A 14,842-nucleotide genomic window follows, 5' to 3' on the forward strand; every position below is an offset into this window, starting at 1 on the left:
GCCCGCCCTTTCAGCGCAATATTCCCTTTGATCGCGACAAGCTGCCCGTCAATAGCGCTCAGCTTCTGCCCTGCCACGCGCCGCGCATCCGCCGCTGCAACCAACTCCTCAACCTGCTCCCGATTGAGCCCAATAAAGATGCCCCGGAGTTCCTCCCCCCCAAGCCTCTCCCAAAGCCCCGCAAGATCACCCATATCCACCATCCCAGAGCTCCATAAACCCAATAACTCCGCCATACTAAAACCAGCAATTCCAGGGTGTCAAAGCAGGAATTCAGGAGAACCGATCACATACTACAAACGCAGGAGCCGGCTCCTCAAACAGAAAAAAGGCCTCTCGCGATGAGAGGCCTTTTGGTTTTTGTCTCAGATAACCGAGTTATGCTTAGAGCGTGTTGCGTTCATTTGCATTCACGCCTCACGCTCTAATTTCTTTACTTTCAGCGAATTCTTGTCGTTTGATTGAATTCAATCAAACGGAACGCGCTCTAGTCGTAGAGGACTGCTGCGATTTCTGGGTCGTCTATGTTGGAGGCGTCGTAGTAGTAGAAGCCGGTGTCGATGTTGGATGGGACGTCTTTGCCCTGTGAGGCCATGACGGCGGCTTTGACGGTTTCATAACCGATGCCGACCGGGTTCTGGGTGATCGCACCTGCCATCAGGCCGCTGCGGACGGCGTCTTTCTGGGCACGGCCAGAATCGTAGCCGATGATCACAACATCTTTGCTGCCCATTTCACGTACGCCGTTGGCAACACCGATTGCGGACCCTTCGTTGGTGCCAAAGACGCCTTTGATGTCCGGGTTAGCTGTCAGGATCGCTTTGGTCAGCTCGGTGGACTTGAGCTGATCGCCGCCGCCGTACTGAACAGTTACCACTTCGATATCCGGATAGTTCTTCATCTGGTTGAGGAAGCCATCGCGGCGGTCGATGCCGGTGCGGCTGGTCTGGTCATGGGCAACCACGGCCACCTTACCGCTTTTGCCGATCAGCTCTGCCATTTTGTCAGCTGCAAGGCTTGCTGCTGCCACGTTGTCGGTTGCGGCCAGCGCCACCGGAATTTCGCTTTCCACGCCGCTGTCGAATGCGATGATCGGAATGCCAGCGGATTGGGCCTGACGCAGCAGTGGAATAGCGGCCTGACTGTCCAGCGCGGCAAAGCCGATGGCTGCCGGGTTCTTGGCCAGTGCTGCGGCCAGCATGTCGATCTGGCGATCAACCATAGCTTCACTGTCCGGGCCCTCAAAGGTGATTTCAACGTTCAGCTCAGCGGCTGCATTGTCCGCACCTGCCTTCACAGCTTGCCAGAACTGGTGCTGGAAGCCCTTGGAGATCAACGGGATGTAAACCTTATCCGCTGCGAATGAAAGCGAGCTGGTTGCAAGCAATGTTGCTGAGGCCAAAGCCCCAATCAAAGTACGACGTGTAAACATAATATTTCCTCCCAATGAAATAATTTAGAGCGTGTTCCGTTGGATTGGCTTCAATCAAACGATAAGAATTCGCTCCACTAAAGATGCTGGGACAAAAGCGCCCCAACCGCTTTTAAGCATGAGCTTTTTTCTTGCGGGCCATATCCGCATAGACGGCCAGAATGATGATCGCGCCGGTCACCACGGTCTGCCATTCCTGAGCAACGGAAAGCACACGCAGACCATTGGTCAGCACCGCCATGATCAGTGCTCCGATCAGCGTTCCCATGATGGTACCGCGACCACCGGCCAGAGACGTTCCGCCAATCACCACAGCAGCGATTGCTTCCAACTCATAGCCAAGGCCAAGGGCTGGCTGAGCGGAATTGAGGCGGGACGCGATGAGAATTCCCGCAATGCCGCAGATCCCACCTGCAAGCGCGTAAATTCCCATTTTCCAGGCATCCGTGTTGACGCCGGACAGGCGCACGGATTCCTCGTTGGACCCAAGTGCGAAGGTGTAGCGGCCCAAAACAGTTCTTCCCAGAACGTAGGAAGCTGCAATCGCAACAAGGAACAAGATCAACACACCATTCGGGATTTGAAAGCCCGGAAAGACAGCCCCGATCACGGAGCCGCGGGAAATGAGGTCAAACCCCGGCGTGTCGTTGAAGTAGATTGGGCGTGTGCCGGAGATGACGAGGGACAGGCCCTTCAAAATCAGCATCATGCCAAGCGTTGCGATGAAGGGTGGCACCTTCATTTTGGCAACGAATGTGCCGGAACACAGACCGCAGAGCGCACCAGCGCCAATGGCAGCGACAACGCCAAGCGGCAGGGGTAGGCCCCAGTATGTGAGCACCACTCCGGCGATCACCGCACAGAAGGTCATCATGGTGCCGATGGAAAGATCAATACCGCCGGTGATGATGATAAGCGTTGCTGCAATGGCCAGAACGCCGTTGACCGATGTCGCCTGCAAAATGGCGATCATGTTGGACATCTGCATGAAGTTTGGCGAGGCCAGACCAAAGCCGATGAGCAACACCATCAAGCTGGCGAAGGCGAGCAGTTTCTGGTGCGCGCCGGAGCTCACAAAACGACCGATAAGGTTCTTTTGCGGGGTTAAGGTGGTGTCTGTCATTGTACTTCACTCACAATTTGCGCTGCTGGGTCGCGTTGTGTTGCGAGGCGCATAATGTCTTCTTGCGATGTTGAACTGCCACCCGGCAAAATGCCTGTCAAACGGCCTTCGCACATCACCGCGATGCGATGGCTGAGGCGCATAACCTCTGGCAGCTCGGAGGAGATGACGATGATCGCGCAGCCCTGCTCTGCCAGTGAGTTCAACAGCTTATAAATTTCGGATTTTGCCCCCACATCAATGCCGCGTGTGGGCTCATCAAAAATGAGGATGTCGCAATCGCGCAGCAGCCACTTGGCAATGACTACCTTTTGCTGGTTGCCTCCAGACAGGAACTGAAGCTCCTGCTTGTCAGAGGGCGTTCTGATTTCCAGCTGCTTGATGTACTTGGCGGCGACCTCTGCCATGCCAGCTTCATTCAGCACGCCAAGGCGATTGCAGAACTGGTCCAAACTGGCCATAGCCACATTGGCGCGCACATCCATGCCTGTTGCCAGGCCGAAGTGCTTGCGGTCCTCTGACAGATAGCCAATGCCAACCTGCACAGCGTCCGCAGGGCTGTTGATTTTGCACTTGTAGCCATCGACCCAGACTTCACCTGAATCCAGCGGATCAGCGCCAAAGATTGCACGGGCCACTTCTGTGCGCCCTGCCCCCATCAGGCCCGCAAAGCCGAGGATCTCGCCCTTTTTGAGCGCAAAGCTGACATCGCGGATTTCGGTGCCGCGGTTCAGGCTCTTCACTTCCAGTGCAACGTCTGCCGCTGAAAGATCCGGCACGTCCACGGCTTCTTCTTTCACCTCACGGCCAACCATCATGGAGATGATCTCGTTGACCGGCGTATCAGCGGCAGGGACGGTGCCCACATACTCGCCATCGCGCATGACGGTGACGCGATCGGAGATCTGTTTCAGCTCGTCCATCTTGTGGCTGATATAGATGATGCCCACGCCTTCCGCTTTCAGACGGCGGATGATGGTGAACAGCTCGGCGATTTCCTTGTCGTTCAGCGCGGCGGTCGGCTCATCCATGATCAGCACCTGCGAGCGATAGGAGAGTGCCTTGGCGATCTCCACCATTTGCTGCTTGGCGATGGTCAGGTTGCCAACCAGCACGTCAGGCTGCAAATCCAGCGCCATGCTCTGAAAGATGTCGCGGGTCTTCTGGTTGAGCGCAGCCTCATCGAGACGTCCAAATCTCAGGCGCGGCTCGCGGCCAATGAAGATGTTCTGCGCTGCTGTCAGATCGTTCATCAGGCTGAGTTCCTGATGGATGATGCCTATTCCGAGGTCCTGCGCTTCTCGCGGCCCTTTTGGGTCAGCCGCTGTACCGTTGATTTCAATCTTGCCGTCGTCACGGGTGTAAACACCGGAAAGAACTTTCATCAAGGTGGATTTGCCAGCACCGTTCTCTCCCATCAGGGCGTGAACTTCACCGGCACGCAAGTCAAACTGCACATTCTTCAGGGCGTGCACACCCGGAAACGTCTTTTCAATACCCGTCATCCTGACGATGGTATTCATTTTTTTCTCCCCCCAATACTGGCCTGCAAACCTCAGTGAGAACGCACAGATCCCGACTGGTGCTGCGACTGCAGATCAGCAATATGAAATGGCTGAGACACCCGGTTGATACCTGACTGCTTGCAGCACTCCTCCCAGAGTTCTGCCGCAGCCCCCGTTGCCTCATTTGCACGCCTCCCCCCAATCCGAACACCGGACCCACTTGGCGGGGAAGCGCTTTAGCTCTGAATCACGCCCTTCTTGATAATGACGTTGCCGTATTTGCGTGTCGTGCCTGTCACCACAACGCAGGTGGCTTTCTTTGCTTTTTCATAGAACGCAAACCGCTCGACAAAGGTGATTTTAGCTCCTGCAGGCAGAGCGCTCTGGTAGTCGTCCACCAGTCCATCCGGCAGTTGGTCGCCTTCCACGGCGGCCATCATCATCACGTTTTCGGGGTCATACTGGTCCAGCTCCCAAAGCGGCATGACGGCTTTGAGCAGATCTGTCGCTTCACACCCATCAGCGCGCAGCACGGTGTCGCAAACGGAATAGGCCGGAAAATGCGCATCGCTGAACACGATCTCATCTCCATGTCCCATCTCGTGCAGGATCTTTAACAGGTCCGGGAAAATGATCGGGTTGATCCCTTTAAGCACTTAAGCCCCCACTCACACCATGTGCCCGCCACCACCGGGCGGGTCAAACAAACACCCAGACTTCCAGCAGGGTTGAAGAAAGCTCAGAAGTCCGCCGCGAATAAATGTACTATGAAGAACCAGAGAGGCTGTTCGCCTCGTGATTCCGTCTTCAGGCTGATGCCGTCGCATTCCGACAAACGCTCTCAGGGCCAGCCCTTTGATTTCCCGGAAAAGGCAACATCAATCCATTGCTAATTCGTGTTAGCAAACTAGCAAAGCTCGCCGTTTAATCAAGAACAATTTTCTATTTTGCCGATTTTGAACGCATTTTAAGAAACGGCCCTAGCGTCAGATTCACTTGAATTTTTGGTTGGTCAAAAGCCGGTAGTAACGCCTTCAGGCAAGCGCTCTATAATGCACGAACGACAGTAATCTGGCTCCCGTGAGACCCAAAGATTATGGTCTGCCACCGGTCGGAAACCTTTGATTCAGGAACAAAAAACAGATGCCAAAAGCCTATTGGATTGCCCGCGTCAATATCAAAAATCCTGATATCTATCGGTTCTATATCGAGGCCGCTCCGAGTGTTCTGCGAAAACACACTGGCCGCATCCTTGCGCGCGGCGAAAGGGCGGAGCAACTCGAGGGTCAAGAATACCATCGTCATGTCATCGTGGAGTTTGACAGCATGGAAGACGCGTTGAACTGCTACAACTCTCCTGAATACCAAACCGCCCGCGAGTTTCGAATTAGCATCGCTGATGTGGAAACCGTGATCGTCGAAGGCGTGGACTAACCGCATATTGGCACGAAAAAACGGGCAGGTCTTGCGACTCACCCGTTCTCATTTCAATGCTCAGATTGCGTCTGCTCAGCCCAGTTTTGGGGCCTTGAAAGCAGATTCGGTCAAGTGCTCCAGCAGCAAGCCGGATTGCTTGACGGCTTCGTCCTCATTGCCCATGGCAACCGCGCGCATGATTGCTTCATGATGATACGAGCACAGCAGGTTGTCGGATTTGTCTTTGTTGGCAAACCAGAACCGGCGTGACTGGCTCTGCACGCGAGCGAGGCTATGGTGGAAGTATGGGTTGTTGGTCGCTTCCGTCACGATGCGGTGGATGTCCTGCAGATTGGACAGCAGCGACTTCTCATCCTCATCCTTCGCGCTTTGCACGATGAGTGACCCGAGCGCCAGCATCTCGCGGCGTTGATCAGTTGAGGCGCGCATGGCTGCAAATCTCAGGCAGATCGGCTCAATCTGCTTGCGCACTTCCAGCAGCTGCAATTGCTGCTCTGCGGTGATGGAGAGGAATTGAACCCCTTTGCGCGGATGGATGGCCAGCATCTCATCCTGCTCCAGCGCCTGAAGCGCCTCACGAACGGGCGTTCGGCCCAGATCCAACAGAGAGGCGAGTTTGTTTTCAGAGTACAGAGCTGAAACATCAAGCTCGTTGAAAAACAGCTTTCGCTCAATTTCCGTGCGCGCAAGCTCAGCCTGAGTTTTCTGGTGAGCCACGGTTACCCCCTGTTTTAAAAGCATTATTTCTGCGTCAGTTGTATCACAGTGTAGCACAGTGCATTCCCGATTTGCCAGCGGTCTCTTCTTTTCTTTTGCTGCTATGTCAGCCGATTGGATCTTGTTTGGCGGTTTTTCACTCGGCTGCCATATCAGTTCTGGACCCCTCCTAGATAATGTAACCTATCAGTCTTCGGCATTGTGTCATTCTGTCACGCAAAAACCACTTAGATTTCATGGAACCTCTGCGCTTTGCGAATTTTAGATAAACTAAAAAAACTAAAGTAATTAGGGCTTTATCATGAACTGATACCCTGAAATTCACCGAAACTTACTGGCATGTCAGCACATCATCATTGGCATGTCAGAAGCTAATATTTCATGATATTTATCGATTTCTAAGGGTTATTACCATTGCTCTAGTCGCCAGTCTTTGCTTTTAAGGTTGCTAATATGTCAGTTTTGAGGATATGTTTCCGAAAACTGTCCTCATGGACTCAGAACTAAAGCAAACAGCCATAAATTGTGGCATACAAGGTAAGCACCCATGAAAAACTGGAAAGAGACTGCCCTAGCAGAAACCGCATCTCCTGTTCTTGCTGAAGCAGATGTTGTTGTTTGCGGTGGTGGCCCATCTGGTGTTGCTGCGGCTGTTATGAGTGCCCGCAGCGGTTTGAAGACAATCCTCATCGAGAAAAACGGGTTTTGTGGCGGCGGTGCAGTTGCCGGCCTGTCAGGTACTATCTGCGGTCTGTTCCTCACCCAGGACGACATCGAAAACAAAGACGCCAAGCAAATTGTTTTCGGTTTCGCAGAAGAGTTTCGTGCTCGCCTGCTGGCCAAAGGCGGTGCCACCGCCCCACAAATCTACGGCAACACCCACGTGGTGACCTTTGATCCGCTGATCTGGCGCGAAGCTGCGGACGATCTGCTTGAGGAATCCGGCGTTCAGTGCCTCTACCACACCTACATGACCGAGGTGGTCCGCGATGGCGATGAGATCACCGCGATCCGTGTAGACTCCAAGGCAGGCAGCACCTTCCTCAAAGCAAAAGCATTCATTGATACGTCAGGAGATGCGGCTCTCGTGACGAAAGCGGGGTGTGAGTACAGCTTCGGCGATAAGGGTGCCATTCAGAACCCGACCATGATCTTCCGTCTGTCAGACGTGGTGGAAAGCGATTTCTACGATTACTTCGGCAAGAACACCATCTGCCCGCCTGACATGATCGAACAGCTGAAAACAGCTTTCGAGAGCAGAGAGTACGACACACCCCGCAACAAGGTCTGGGTGTTCCCGACCCCGCAAAAGGGCGTGTTCCTGATGAACTGCACCCGTCTGGCAGGTCAGGACAACCGGCTGTTGAACGTGGTGGACCCTGCTGACTTCACATACGCGGAAGTCTATGGCCGTCGCCAGGCGCGCGAGTATCACCGCTTCTTCAAGGACAAGATCAAAGGCTTTGAAGAGTCCCAGCTGATTGACATGCCACCGGAAGTGGGCATTCGCCAGACACGCACCATCAGCGGCGAAACCACCCTGACAAACGAGCATGTTGCAAACTGCGACAAGCCTGAGGACGGCGTGGTCCGCTCCTCCTGGCCGATTGAGATGCACGCCGGTGAAAAGAGCAAACTGCACTGGCTGATGGAAGATTACTATGAGGTTCCATACGGCACGCTGGTGCCGAAGGAGCTGGACAACGTGATTGTCGCGGGACGGTGCCTGAGCGCCGAACACGAAGCGCTCGCTTCTGCCCGCGTTACTGCCCAGTGTTTTGAGCTGGGACATGCGGCGGCTGTGGCGACAAAACAGAAAATCGACAAAGCGATCAACTACAGAGATGTCGACACAAAAGAGCTGCGCGAGGCGATGCGTGCGGCTGGCAGCGCTCTGTAAAAAGTCGGGCAATAAGGAAGGTGCCTCAAGGCACACTGGGAGTTAAAAATGGAAGACTGCAGAATTAGCCGGGTCGAGCTTTATGCTTTGGCTGATGAGAATGCGCCCCCTATTCCTTGGGCGGATAATCAGGAACCTCTGCTGTACACCAACAACATTGTACGCCTGTTCACCGAGGATGGAACCGAGGGTCTTGGCGCAACTATGAGCTACACAGAGAACTTCTTTGATCGGTGCATCATTGAATCTCTGCGTACCATCGTTCCCGGCCTCATCAGCAAAAATCCGCTGATGACTCAGGAGCTCAACAACTGGCTTGGAGCACGCTGCACCTGGGGTGGACTGCCAGCGAAGTCTCCAATCGACATTGCAGCATGGGACATTAAGGCCAAAAAGGCAGGAATGCCGCTTTACATGCTGCTTGGCGGCGCCCGGACCAAAATCAAGTCCTACGCCTCCACGCCAATGTTCGACACTGTAGAGGAATACTTCCCTTACATTGACGATTGCATTGCGCACGGCTTCACAGCAATCAAGCTGCACTGCTACTGCATCTATGAAAAGGATGTGGCACTGGTGGAAGCTGTGCAGGCCAAATACGGCTCTACCGGCATCCGTTTCATGCTGGACACAGCGACGTTCTACACACCCGCACAAGCCATGAAGATGGCCAAGTGGATGGAACGTCATGACTGGGAATGGCTTGAAGCGCCAGTTTCCGACTACGACTACAAGACCTATCAGCGCCTTGTCGCCAATACGGATCTTGAAATTTCCAGCCATGGCAACTGCCTGCTCACACTGCAGGAAGTTACGCACGCGCTGAGCACTGGGATGTGGTCAGACGTGCGTCAGGACGCGACTGTTTGCGGCGGCATTACTCAGCTGAACAAATGCTTCGCGATCGCGGCCGGCCACAGCAAAAACCTGGAAATCCAGAGCATGGGATACACCCTGACACAGGCTGCCAACCTGCACGTCGCTCTGGCTCACGACAACTGCAATTACTTCGAGCAGTTCTACCCTTACGAGGCGTTTGAACTGGCAAGTAAAACCCAAATCCGCACAGACAAAGAGGGATATGTGCACGCGCCGGCGGGCAACGGGCTCGGCGTGGAAATGGATTGGGACGCAGTGAAGGAAGCATCTTTCGCTTCTTTCGTCTTCGAATAATAAATGGGGGCATCCATGGCTAAACTACAACTGGATAAGACGAACTTCTTCGTCGGGGGCATTGCGGTACTCCTACCGACAATGGGCATTCTGGCAGCGGACATTGCTGCACCGGGCTCCGGTAAAGAAGTTATCTCTTCTTTGAAGAGCTATCTGACAAACGAATTTGGCGCGTTCTACATGTGGGCAGCGATCCTGTCGCTGATCTTCTGTCTGAGCGTTTCCTTCAGCAAGTACGGCAACATCGTACTTGGTGAGGCGGATGAAAAGCCTGAATACAACACGATCTCCTGGGTCGCGATGATCTTCAGTGCGGGCATCGGCGCCGGCATCCTCTGGGGTGGCGCCAGCGAGTGGATCTACTACATGTCCACACCGCCACTGGGTCTTGAGCCGGGCACAGAACTGGCAAAAGAATGGGCCATCACCACGGGCATGTTCCACTGGGGTCCAAGTGCCTGGGCACTCTACTCCGTGTGTTCCATCACCATCGGCTACTACTATTATGTCCGCAAAGACCCGGTTCTGAAAGTTTCAGAATCCTGTAAGGGCGTTTTGGGTACACGTGCAAAAGGCCCTCTGGGCAACGTGGTCGACATCTTCATCATGATCGGTCTGGTGACTGCAAGTGCAACCAGCCTTGGTCTGGGCACACCGGTTGTTGCCGCTGGCTTCTCCAAAGTGCTTGGCATTGAGCACGGCACCTCCATGAACCTTGCAGCTCTTGCAATCGTGGTTGCGCTGTTTGCTGCAAGCTCCGCGCTTGGCCTGAAAAAAGGCATGGCGAAGTTGTCCAACTTCAACATCTTCCTGGCGGTTGGCCTGCTGATCTTCGTGCTGTTCTTCGGCGGCTACTTCCTGACCACCATCAAGTCCTTCACCACTTCTGTTGGTGCGCTCGTGACAAACTTCGTGCGTCTGAGCACCTACATGGAGCCATACGCAGAGAACTCCACCTTTGTGTCTGACTGGACAATCTTCTACTGGGCATGGTGGGTTTCCTACGGTCCGTTCCAGGGTCTCTTCTTCGCGAAGATTTCCCGTGGCCGTACAATCCGTGAGATGGTTCTGGGCACCCTGTTGTTTGGTTCTCTGGGCACTGCAGTGTTCTTCGCAATCTTCGGCAACTACGGTATTGGCCTTCTGGATGCAGGCATCTTTGATGCACCTGCAGCACTGGCAGCTGGCCAGAGCTCCTTCACCGTGATCATCGACATGTTTGCGAACCTGCCACTGGGCACTCTGTTCATCATTGGCCTGTGCGTTTCCGCGATCGTGTTCATGGCAACCACCTTTGATGCGGCATCCTTCTCTCTTGCAGCGATGACCACCAAAGAGCTGCCAGATGGTGCAGATCCAGCACTTTGGAACCGTCTTGTCTGGGCTCTGTTCCTGGGCATCATCCCGGTGGTGATCAACCTGATCGGCGGAGACCTGGGAACTATCCAGATCTCAACGGTTGTTGGCGGATTGCTGATGGTCATCATCCTCGGCATTGTTGCAGTCTCGTTCCTCAGAGAACTGCACCGCGACATTGCCAACGGTGTCGAACTTCCAATGCGCAAAAAATAATAAAGCACATGAGGGCGCCAGCAAAAACTGGCGCCTTTCTCTTAGGAGCACATCATGTCACTGGCACTTAATCCAGCAGTCGCACCCATCAAGTCTGTCGAGTTTATTCCGGTCAATTACAAAGCCAGCAACTGGAGCCAGAACACGGTTGTCGTCAAGATTACAGACGAAAACGGTGTCTACGGCCTCGGCGAAGCTGACGGATCTCCGGACGCAATTCTCGCTTATTCCAATATTGAAACTGAACATAAATGGCTGACGAACCTGACCGAAAGAGTCATTGGCCGTCTGCCGATCGAAATCAACGCCATCTGGGACTCCATGTATGACGCCACGCAGTGGCAGGGCATGCGCGGACTGGGCATGTTCGCCCTCTCCGGCATCGACATGGCGCTTTATGACCTTGCGGGCAAACAACTCGGCGTGCCAGCCTACCAACTGCTTGGCGGCACCAACAAAGACAAAGTCCATCCATATCTGACACTGTATCCAGCCATTCCGGTGGATGCGTCTTTGGACGTTGCCATCAAAGGCTACGCCCCGCTGCTTGAAAAAGCCAAGGCACACAACATTCGCGCGGTGAAAGTGTGCGTGCCGATCAAAGCAGACTGGAGCATCAAAGACGTCGGCTATTACCTGCGCGAACTGCGCGGTATTCTGGGCCATGACACCGATATGATGGTGGACTACCTCTACCGCTTCACAGACTGGTATGACGTTGCCCGCCTGCTCAACTCCATTGACGATCTGGAGCTCTACTTCGCAGAAGCGACGCTGCAGCACGATGACCTGAGTGGCCACGCCAAACTGGTAGAAAACACCCGCTCCCGCATTTGCGGCGCGGAGATGAGCACCACCCGCTTTGAAGCAGAAGAATGGATCACCAAAGGCAAGGTGCATCTGCTGCAATCTGACTATAATCGCTGCGGCGGCCTGACAGAGCTGCGCCGGATCACAGAGATGGCGACCGCGCACAACGTGCAGGTGATGCCGCACAACTGGAAGACTGGCATCACCTCAGCAGCAGCGATCCATTATCAGTTCGCAATCGGCAACGCGCCTTACTTTGAGTATGTGCATCCGGACTTCTGTGATGGGGAGCTGCGCAAGTATCTGGTGACGCCAGAAGCCGAGCTGGTGGATGGGGGCTTTGAAAAGCCAACCGCACCGGGCTACGGAATCGACCTGAACCAGCAATTTATGGCAAGCCTGTGATCACGCTCTTCAGTCAGCACCCCTCCGCAGGCTGAAGATACGCACAGGAACGTTCTCCGCCCCGCCTCCATCTCGCTTTCCAGCCTCGCGTATCTGCAAAGCGTACCCAGGGGCGGAGAATCTCCTCCTGAGCCATTCAGGAAAATATTTCCCCTGGGTAGAGACGTACCCTGCCCACAACTCACCCTGGTCAAGCCCCATTGACCGGGGTGTTTTATGAGCTCACTTCAGCATACACACTTCCCTATAGGTCAACTTGCCGGATTAGCCCCGTTAATTTGATAAAACGTTCCACCAAAATCACGCATTTTCACGTATATACAGGCATCTCGCCATCAATCTCACAGTTTCGTGAATTGATAAATTCTTCGAATCAACAAATATAATTAAGTATTAAACATCTCTTTATTAGAATAGATCAGAGGAAAAACATACTACAATTATTTGATCAACTGGTCAGTTTTTAGAATTATTTATCAGTAGGTAAACTTATTTTACCCAAATATATTAATATTTTGAATTGATATATTTAAAAGATTCAGATGTTTTATACCTAAAATAATATATTTTGCATTCTATTCACACATCGAGAGTTCGTCAATGATTCAACCAGTAGATGTGTTGATACTACTTTCTTCTGTGAATCCAAAGATCATTTATATTGCCTTTCAGTGCATCCCTCATACGTTTAGATGGTTTACTACTACTATTACTCTAGGGGAGATAATATGTTTAGAGATAATCACGTTGAAGAGGCAAGAGTTATTGAAGGGGGCGATGCGCCATATAGCACGACGACCCCATACTCTATTTCATCGGGTGACACTTTTGAGGGAACGCTGAGTTTTTCTGGCGATAAAGACGCAATTAAACTCGAGGTACAGGCTGGAGTAACTTACACAATTTCAATGGAAGGCATCGGAAGTGGGGGCGTTTCCGATACATACCTGTACCTTTACGATTCCAACACAAACGAAATCGCGACAGACGATGATGGCGGCAGCGGACGTAACTCCGAAATCACCTTCACCGCAACATCCACCGGCACCTATTACATTGGCGCTGCATCCTACAATGATCGCTACACCGGAGACTACAGACTCTCCGTTGACGCAGACGGCGGCCCAACTGACCCGCCAACCGATCCAAACGCGTTCACCAACGACCAGATTGCAAGCCAGCTGACCGATGGGTACTGGAACAACTCAGGTCGTGGTCGTCGTGCGTTTGACGTGAGCCCGGGTGAGTCCCTCACCGTCAACCTCAATGGTCTGAACTCTTCTGGCCGTGAGCTTGCAACCAAAGCTCTGGAAGCCTGGACAAAAGTCACCGGTATCGACTTCCAGACTGTCAACTCCGGCGCTCAGATCACATTTGACGACAACGACAGCGGCGCTTACGCAAACTCAACCACACGCGGCAGCACCATCGTTTCTTCAACCGTGAATGTGAGCACGGACTGGGTTGCGCGTTATGGCACCGGCCTGGACGGTTATGCTTTCCAGACCTACGTGCACGAAATCGGTCACGCACTCGGTCTGGGTCATGCTGGCAACTACAACGGCAGCGCGACTTACGGCGTGGACAACCACTACTCCAACGATTCCTGGCAGGGCACAATCATGTCCTACTTCGATCAGGTGGAGAACACCAACGTAGACGCTAGCCGTGCCTACGTCGTCACGCCAATGATTGCAGACATCCTTGCTATGCAGGACCTGTATGGCACAGCAACCGACCTGCGCACTGGGTCCACCGTTTACGGTGAAAACTCCACCGCTGGCGGTTACTATGACGACATTGCAGACCTGAACCCAGCCACGTTCACCATCATGGACAATGGCGGCAACGACAGCATCAACTTCAGCTCTGTCCGCGCTGACCAGAAAATCTCTTTGGTGGCAGAGACTTACTCTGACGTGAACGGTCTGACCGGCAACATGACCATCATGCGTGATACCGTGATCGAGAATGCTTATTCTGGTTCAGGTAATGATGAGCTGATTGGGAACGATGCCGACAACGGTCTCTATGCCAATGCTGGTAACGATACCCTCGAAGGTGGTCTCGGTGACGACACTCTTTCGGGCGGTTCTGGTCGTGATACCTTCGTGTTCAACATCAACTGCGGTGCAGACACGATCGTTGACTTCTCCAATGGCCTTGACTTTATGAGATTTGAAAGCGGTGCAGACAGCTTTGCAGACCTTACGATTCAGGACACTGGTGCAGATACACTCGTCAGCTACGACGGTGGTTCCATCACCCTTTCAGGTGTTGATTCCAGCCTCATCAATGCAGACGATTTCACGTTTGTATAAGAGGTAGAAAAATGTGCGACCTGCCGCAATGGCAGGTTGCATAATTATTTAATCAAATCATAAGTTTGCGGTATTTCCCTCATTTTCAATGCATGAGCAAAATTAAGCGTCTTACCCCTTTCAAATAGTGTGCGATTTACATACTATGGAGACCACAATTTTTGTTGGGGCATAACCACGAGTTTTGTAGCGTAACAGGCGTCCTATCGTTCGTTGGGAGGACGTGCCGCGCACTGAAGTTTGGGGCCAGGTGGTTTCGGGAGTATCTATGAGTACATCGAAGAGTGGGCAGCCAAAGCGCCCTATGGTGGCTGAGGCGTTTGCGGCGTCTCGGTCCGGGTATGCGGGCGTTGGGGTCTTGAGTCTGGTCATCAACCTGTTGATGCTGACGGGTCCGATGTTCATGCTGCAGATCTATGATCGCGTGCTCGCCAGCCACAGCGTGCC

11 protein-coding genes and 2 pseudogenes are annotated in these 14,842 nt (G+C 53.3%); 7 read left to right on the forward strand and 6 right to left on the reverse strand.

Translation table 11 applies throughout. The annotated features are described in order from the left end of the window. The 5 genes and pseudogenes from PPL9_RS31095 to fucU form a co-directional block, all read right to left on the reverse strand. Positions 1–194: pseudogene (locus PPL9_RS31095) on the reverse strand (glutamyl-tRNA amidotransferase); the annotation flags it as partial. A gap of 293 nt (positions 195–487) precedes the next feature. Further along, positions 488–1,432, reverse strand: a complete 945-nt coding sequence (locus PPL9_RS04480; protein WP_057461523.1) for an ABC transporter substrate-binding protein — start codon at positions 1,430–1,432, stop codon at positions 488–490. A gap of 112 nt (positions 1,433–1,544) precedes the next feature. After that, positions 1,545–2,555, reverse strand: coding sequence for an ABC transporter permease (locus tag PPL9_RS04485; protein WP_057461524.1), 1,011 nt, complete (start codon positions 2,553–2,555; stop codon positions 1,545–1,547). Further along, positions 2,552–4,078: a sugar ABC transporter ATP-binding protein gene (locus PPL9_RS04490; RefSeq protein ID WP_057461525.1), complete on the reverse strand. Its 1,527-nt coding sequence runs from the start codon at positions 4,076–4,078 to the stop codon at positions 2,552–2,554. Before PPL9_RS04490 ends, PPL9_RS04485 begins: the two co-directional genes overlap by 4 nt. Positions 4,079–4,296: 218 nt before the next feature. Beyond that, on the reverse strand, positions 4,297–4,716 hold the full coding sequence (fucU, locus tag PPL9_RS04495) for an L-fucose mutarotase (protein WP_057461526.1): 420 nt from the start codon (positions 4,714–4,716) through the stop codon (positions 4,297–4,299). A 487-nt stretch (positions 4,717–5,203) separates the two neighbouring features. On the opposite strand from fucU, the gene PPL9_RS04500 reads away from it, so the two are divergent. Beyond that, the gene (locus PPL9_RS04500; protein WP_057461527.1) at positions 5,204–5,494 is read left to right on the forward strand and encodes a DUF1330 domain-containing protein; all 291 of its coding nucleotides are present in this window, start codon (positions 5,204–5,206) and stop codon (positions 5,492–5,494) included. A 75-nt stretch (positions 5,495–5,569) separates the two neighbouring features. Here the strand turns inward: PPL9_RS04500 and PPL9_RS04505 are convergent, their stop codons facing one another. After that, positions 5,570–6,214: a GntR family transcriptional regulator gene (locus PPL9_RS04505; RefSeq protein ID WP_057461538.1), complete on the reverse strand. Its 645-nt coding sequence runs from the start codon at positions 6,212–6,214 to the stop codon at positions 5,570–5,572. A gap of 547 nt (positions 6,215–6,761) precedes the next feature. Here PPL9_RS04505 and PPL9_RS04510 point away from each other — a divergent pair. From PPL9_RS04510 to PPL9_RS34090, 6 genes and pseudogenes are all read left to right on the forward strand, one after another. Beyond that, positions 6,762–8,114 carry an FAD-dependent oxidoreductase gene (locus PPL9_RS04510; protein WP_057461528.1) on the forward strand — a complete coding sequence of 451 codons (1,353 nt, stop codon included), beginning with the start codon at positions 6,762–6,764 and terminating at the stop codon, positions 8,112–8,114. 48 nt (positions 8,115–8,162) lie between these two features. Continuing rightward, positions 8,163–9,287: an enolase C-terminal domain-like protein gene (locus PPL9_RS04515; RefSeq protein WP_057461529.1), complete on the forward strand. Its 1,125-nt coding sequence runs from the start codon at positions 8,163–8,165 to the stop codon at positions 9,285–9,287. A 15-nt stretch (positions 9,288–9,302) separates the two neighbouring features. After that, positions 9,303–10,859, forward strand: a complete 1,557-nt coding sequence (locus tag PPL9_RS04520) for a BCCT family transporter (protein ID WP_208981788.1) — start codon at positions 9,303–9,305, stop codon at positions 10,857–10,859. A 54-nt stretch (positions 10,860–10,913) separates the two neighbouring features. Continuing rightward, positions 10,914–12,074: a mandelate racemase/muconate lactonizing enzyme family protein gene (locus PPL9_RS04525; protein WP_057461531.1), complete on the forward strand. Its 1,161-nt coding sequence runs from the start codon at positions 10,914–10,916 to the stop codon at positions 12,072–12,074. Between the two features lie 728 nt (positions 12,075–12,802). Continuing rightward, positions 12,803–14,395, forward strand: a complete 1,593-nt coding sequence (locus tag PPL9_RS04535) for a M10 family metallopeptidase C-terminal domain-containing protein (protein WP_057461533.1) — start codon at positions 12,803–12,805, stop codon at positions 14,393–14,395. Positions 14,396–14,663: 268 nt separating this feature from the next. Then, a pseudogene (locus PPL9_RS34090) lies at positions 14,664–14,842 on the forward strand (type I secretion system permease/ATPase); the annotation flags it as partial.

Origin of the sequence: Pseudovibrio sp. POLY-S9, assembly GCF_001431305.1 — a bacterium.
Taxonomy (GTDB): domain Bacteria; phylum Pseudomonadota; class Alphaproteobacteria; order Rhizobiales; family Stappiaceae; genus Pseudovibrio.

Bases quoted from the DNA above. Each gene is read 5' to 3' on its own strand.
- PPL9_RS04480 (WP_057461523.1), bottom strand. From the start codon at position 1,432: ATGTTTACACGTCGTACTTTGATTGGGGCTTTGGCCTCAGCAACATTG.
- PPL9_RS04485 (WP_057461524.1), bottom strand. From the start codon at position 2,555: ATGACAGACACCACCTTAACCCCGCAAAAGAACCTTATCGGTCGTTTT.
- PPL9_RS04490 (WP_057461525.1), bottom strand. From the start codon at position 4,078: ATGAATACCATCGTCAGGATGACGGGTATTGAAAAGACGTTTCCGGGT.
- PPL9_RS04500 (WP_057461527.1), top strand. From the start codon at position 5,204: ATGCCAAAAGCCTATTGGATTGCCCGCGTCAATATCAAAAATCCTGAT.
- PPL9_RS04510 (WP_057461528.1), top strand. From the start codon at position 6,762: ATGAAAAACTGGAAAGAGACTGCCCTAGCAGAAACCGCATCTCCTGTT.
- PPL9_RS04515 (WP_057461529.1), top strand. From the start codon at position 8,163: ATGGAAGACTGCAGAATTAGCCGGGTCGAGCTTTATGCTTTGGCTGAT.
- PPL9_RS04520 (WP_208981788.1), top strand. From the start codon at position 9,303: ATGGCTAAACTACAACTGGATAAGACGAACTTCTTCGTCGGGGGCATT.
- PPL9_RS04525 (WP_057461531.1), top strand. From the start codon at position 10,914: ATGTCACTGGCACTTAATCCAGCAGTCGCACCCATCAAGTCTGTCGAG.
- PPL9_RS04535 (WP_057461533.1), top strand. From the start codon at position 12,803: ATGTTTAGAGATAATCACGTTGAAGAGGCAAGAGTTATTGAAGGGGGC.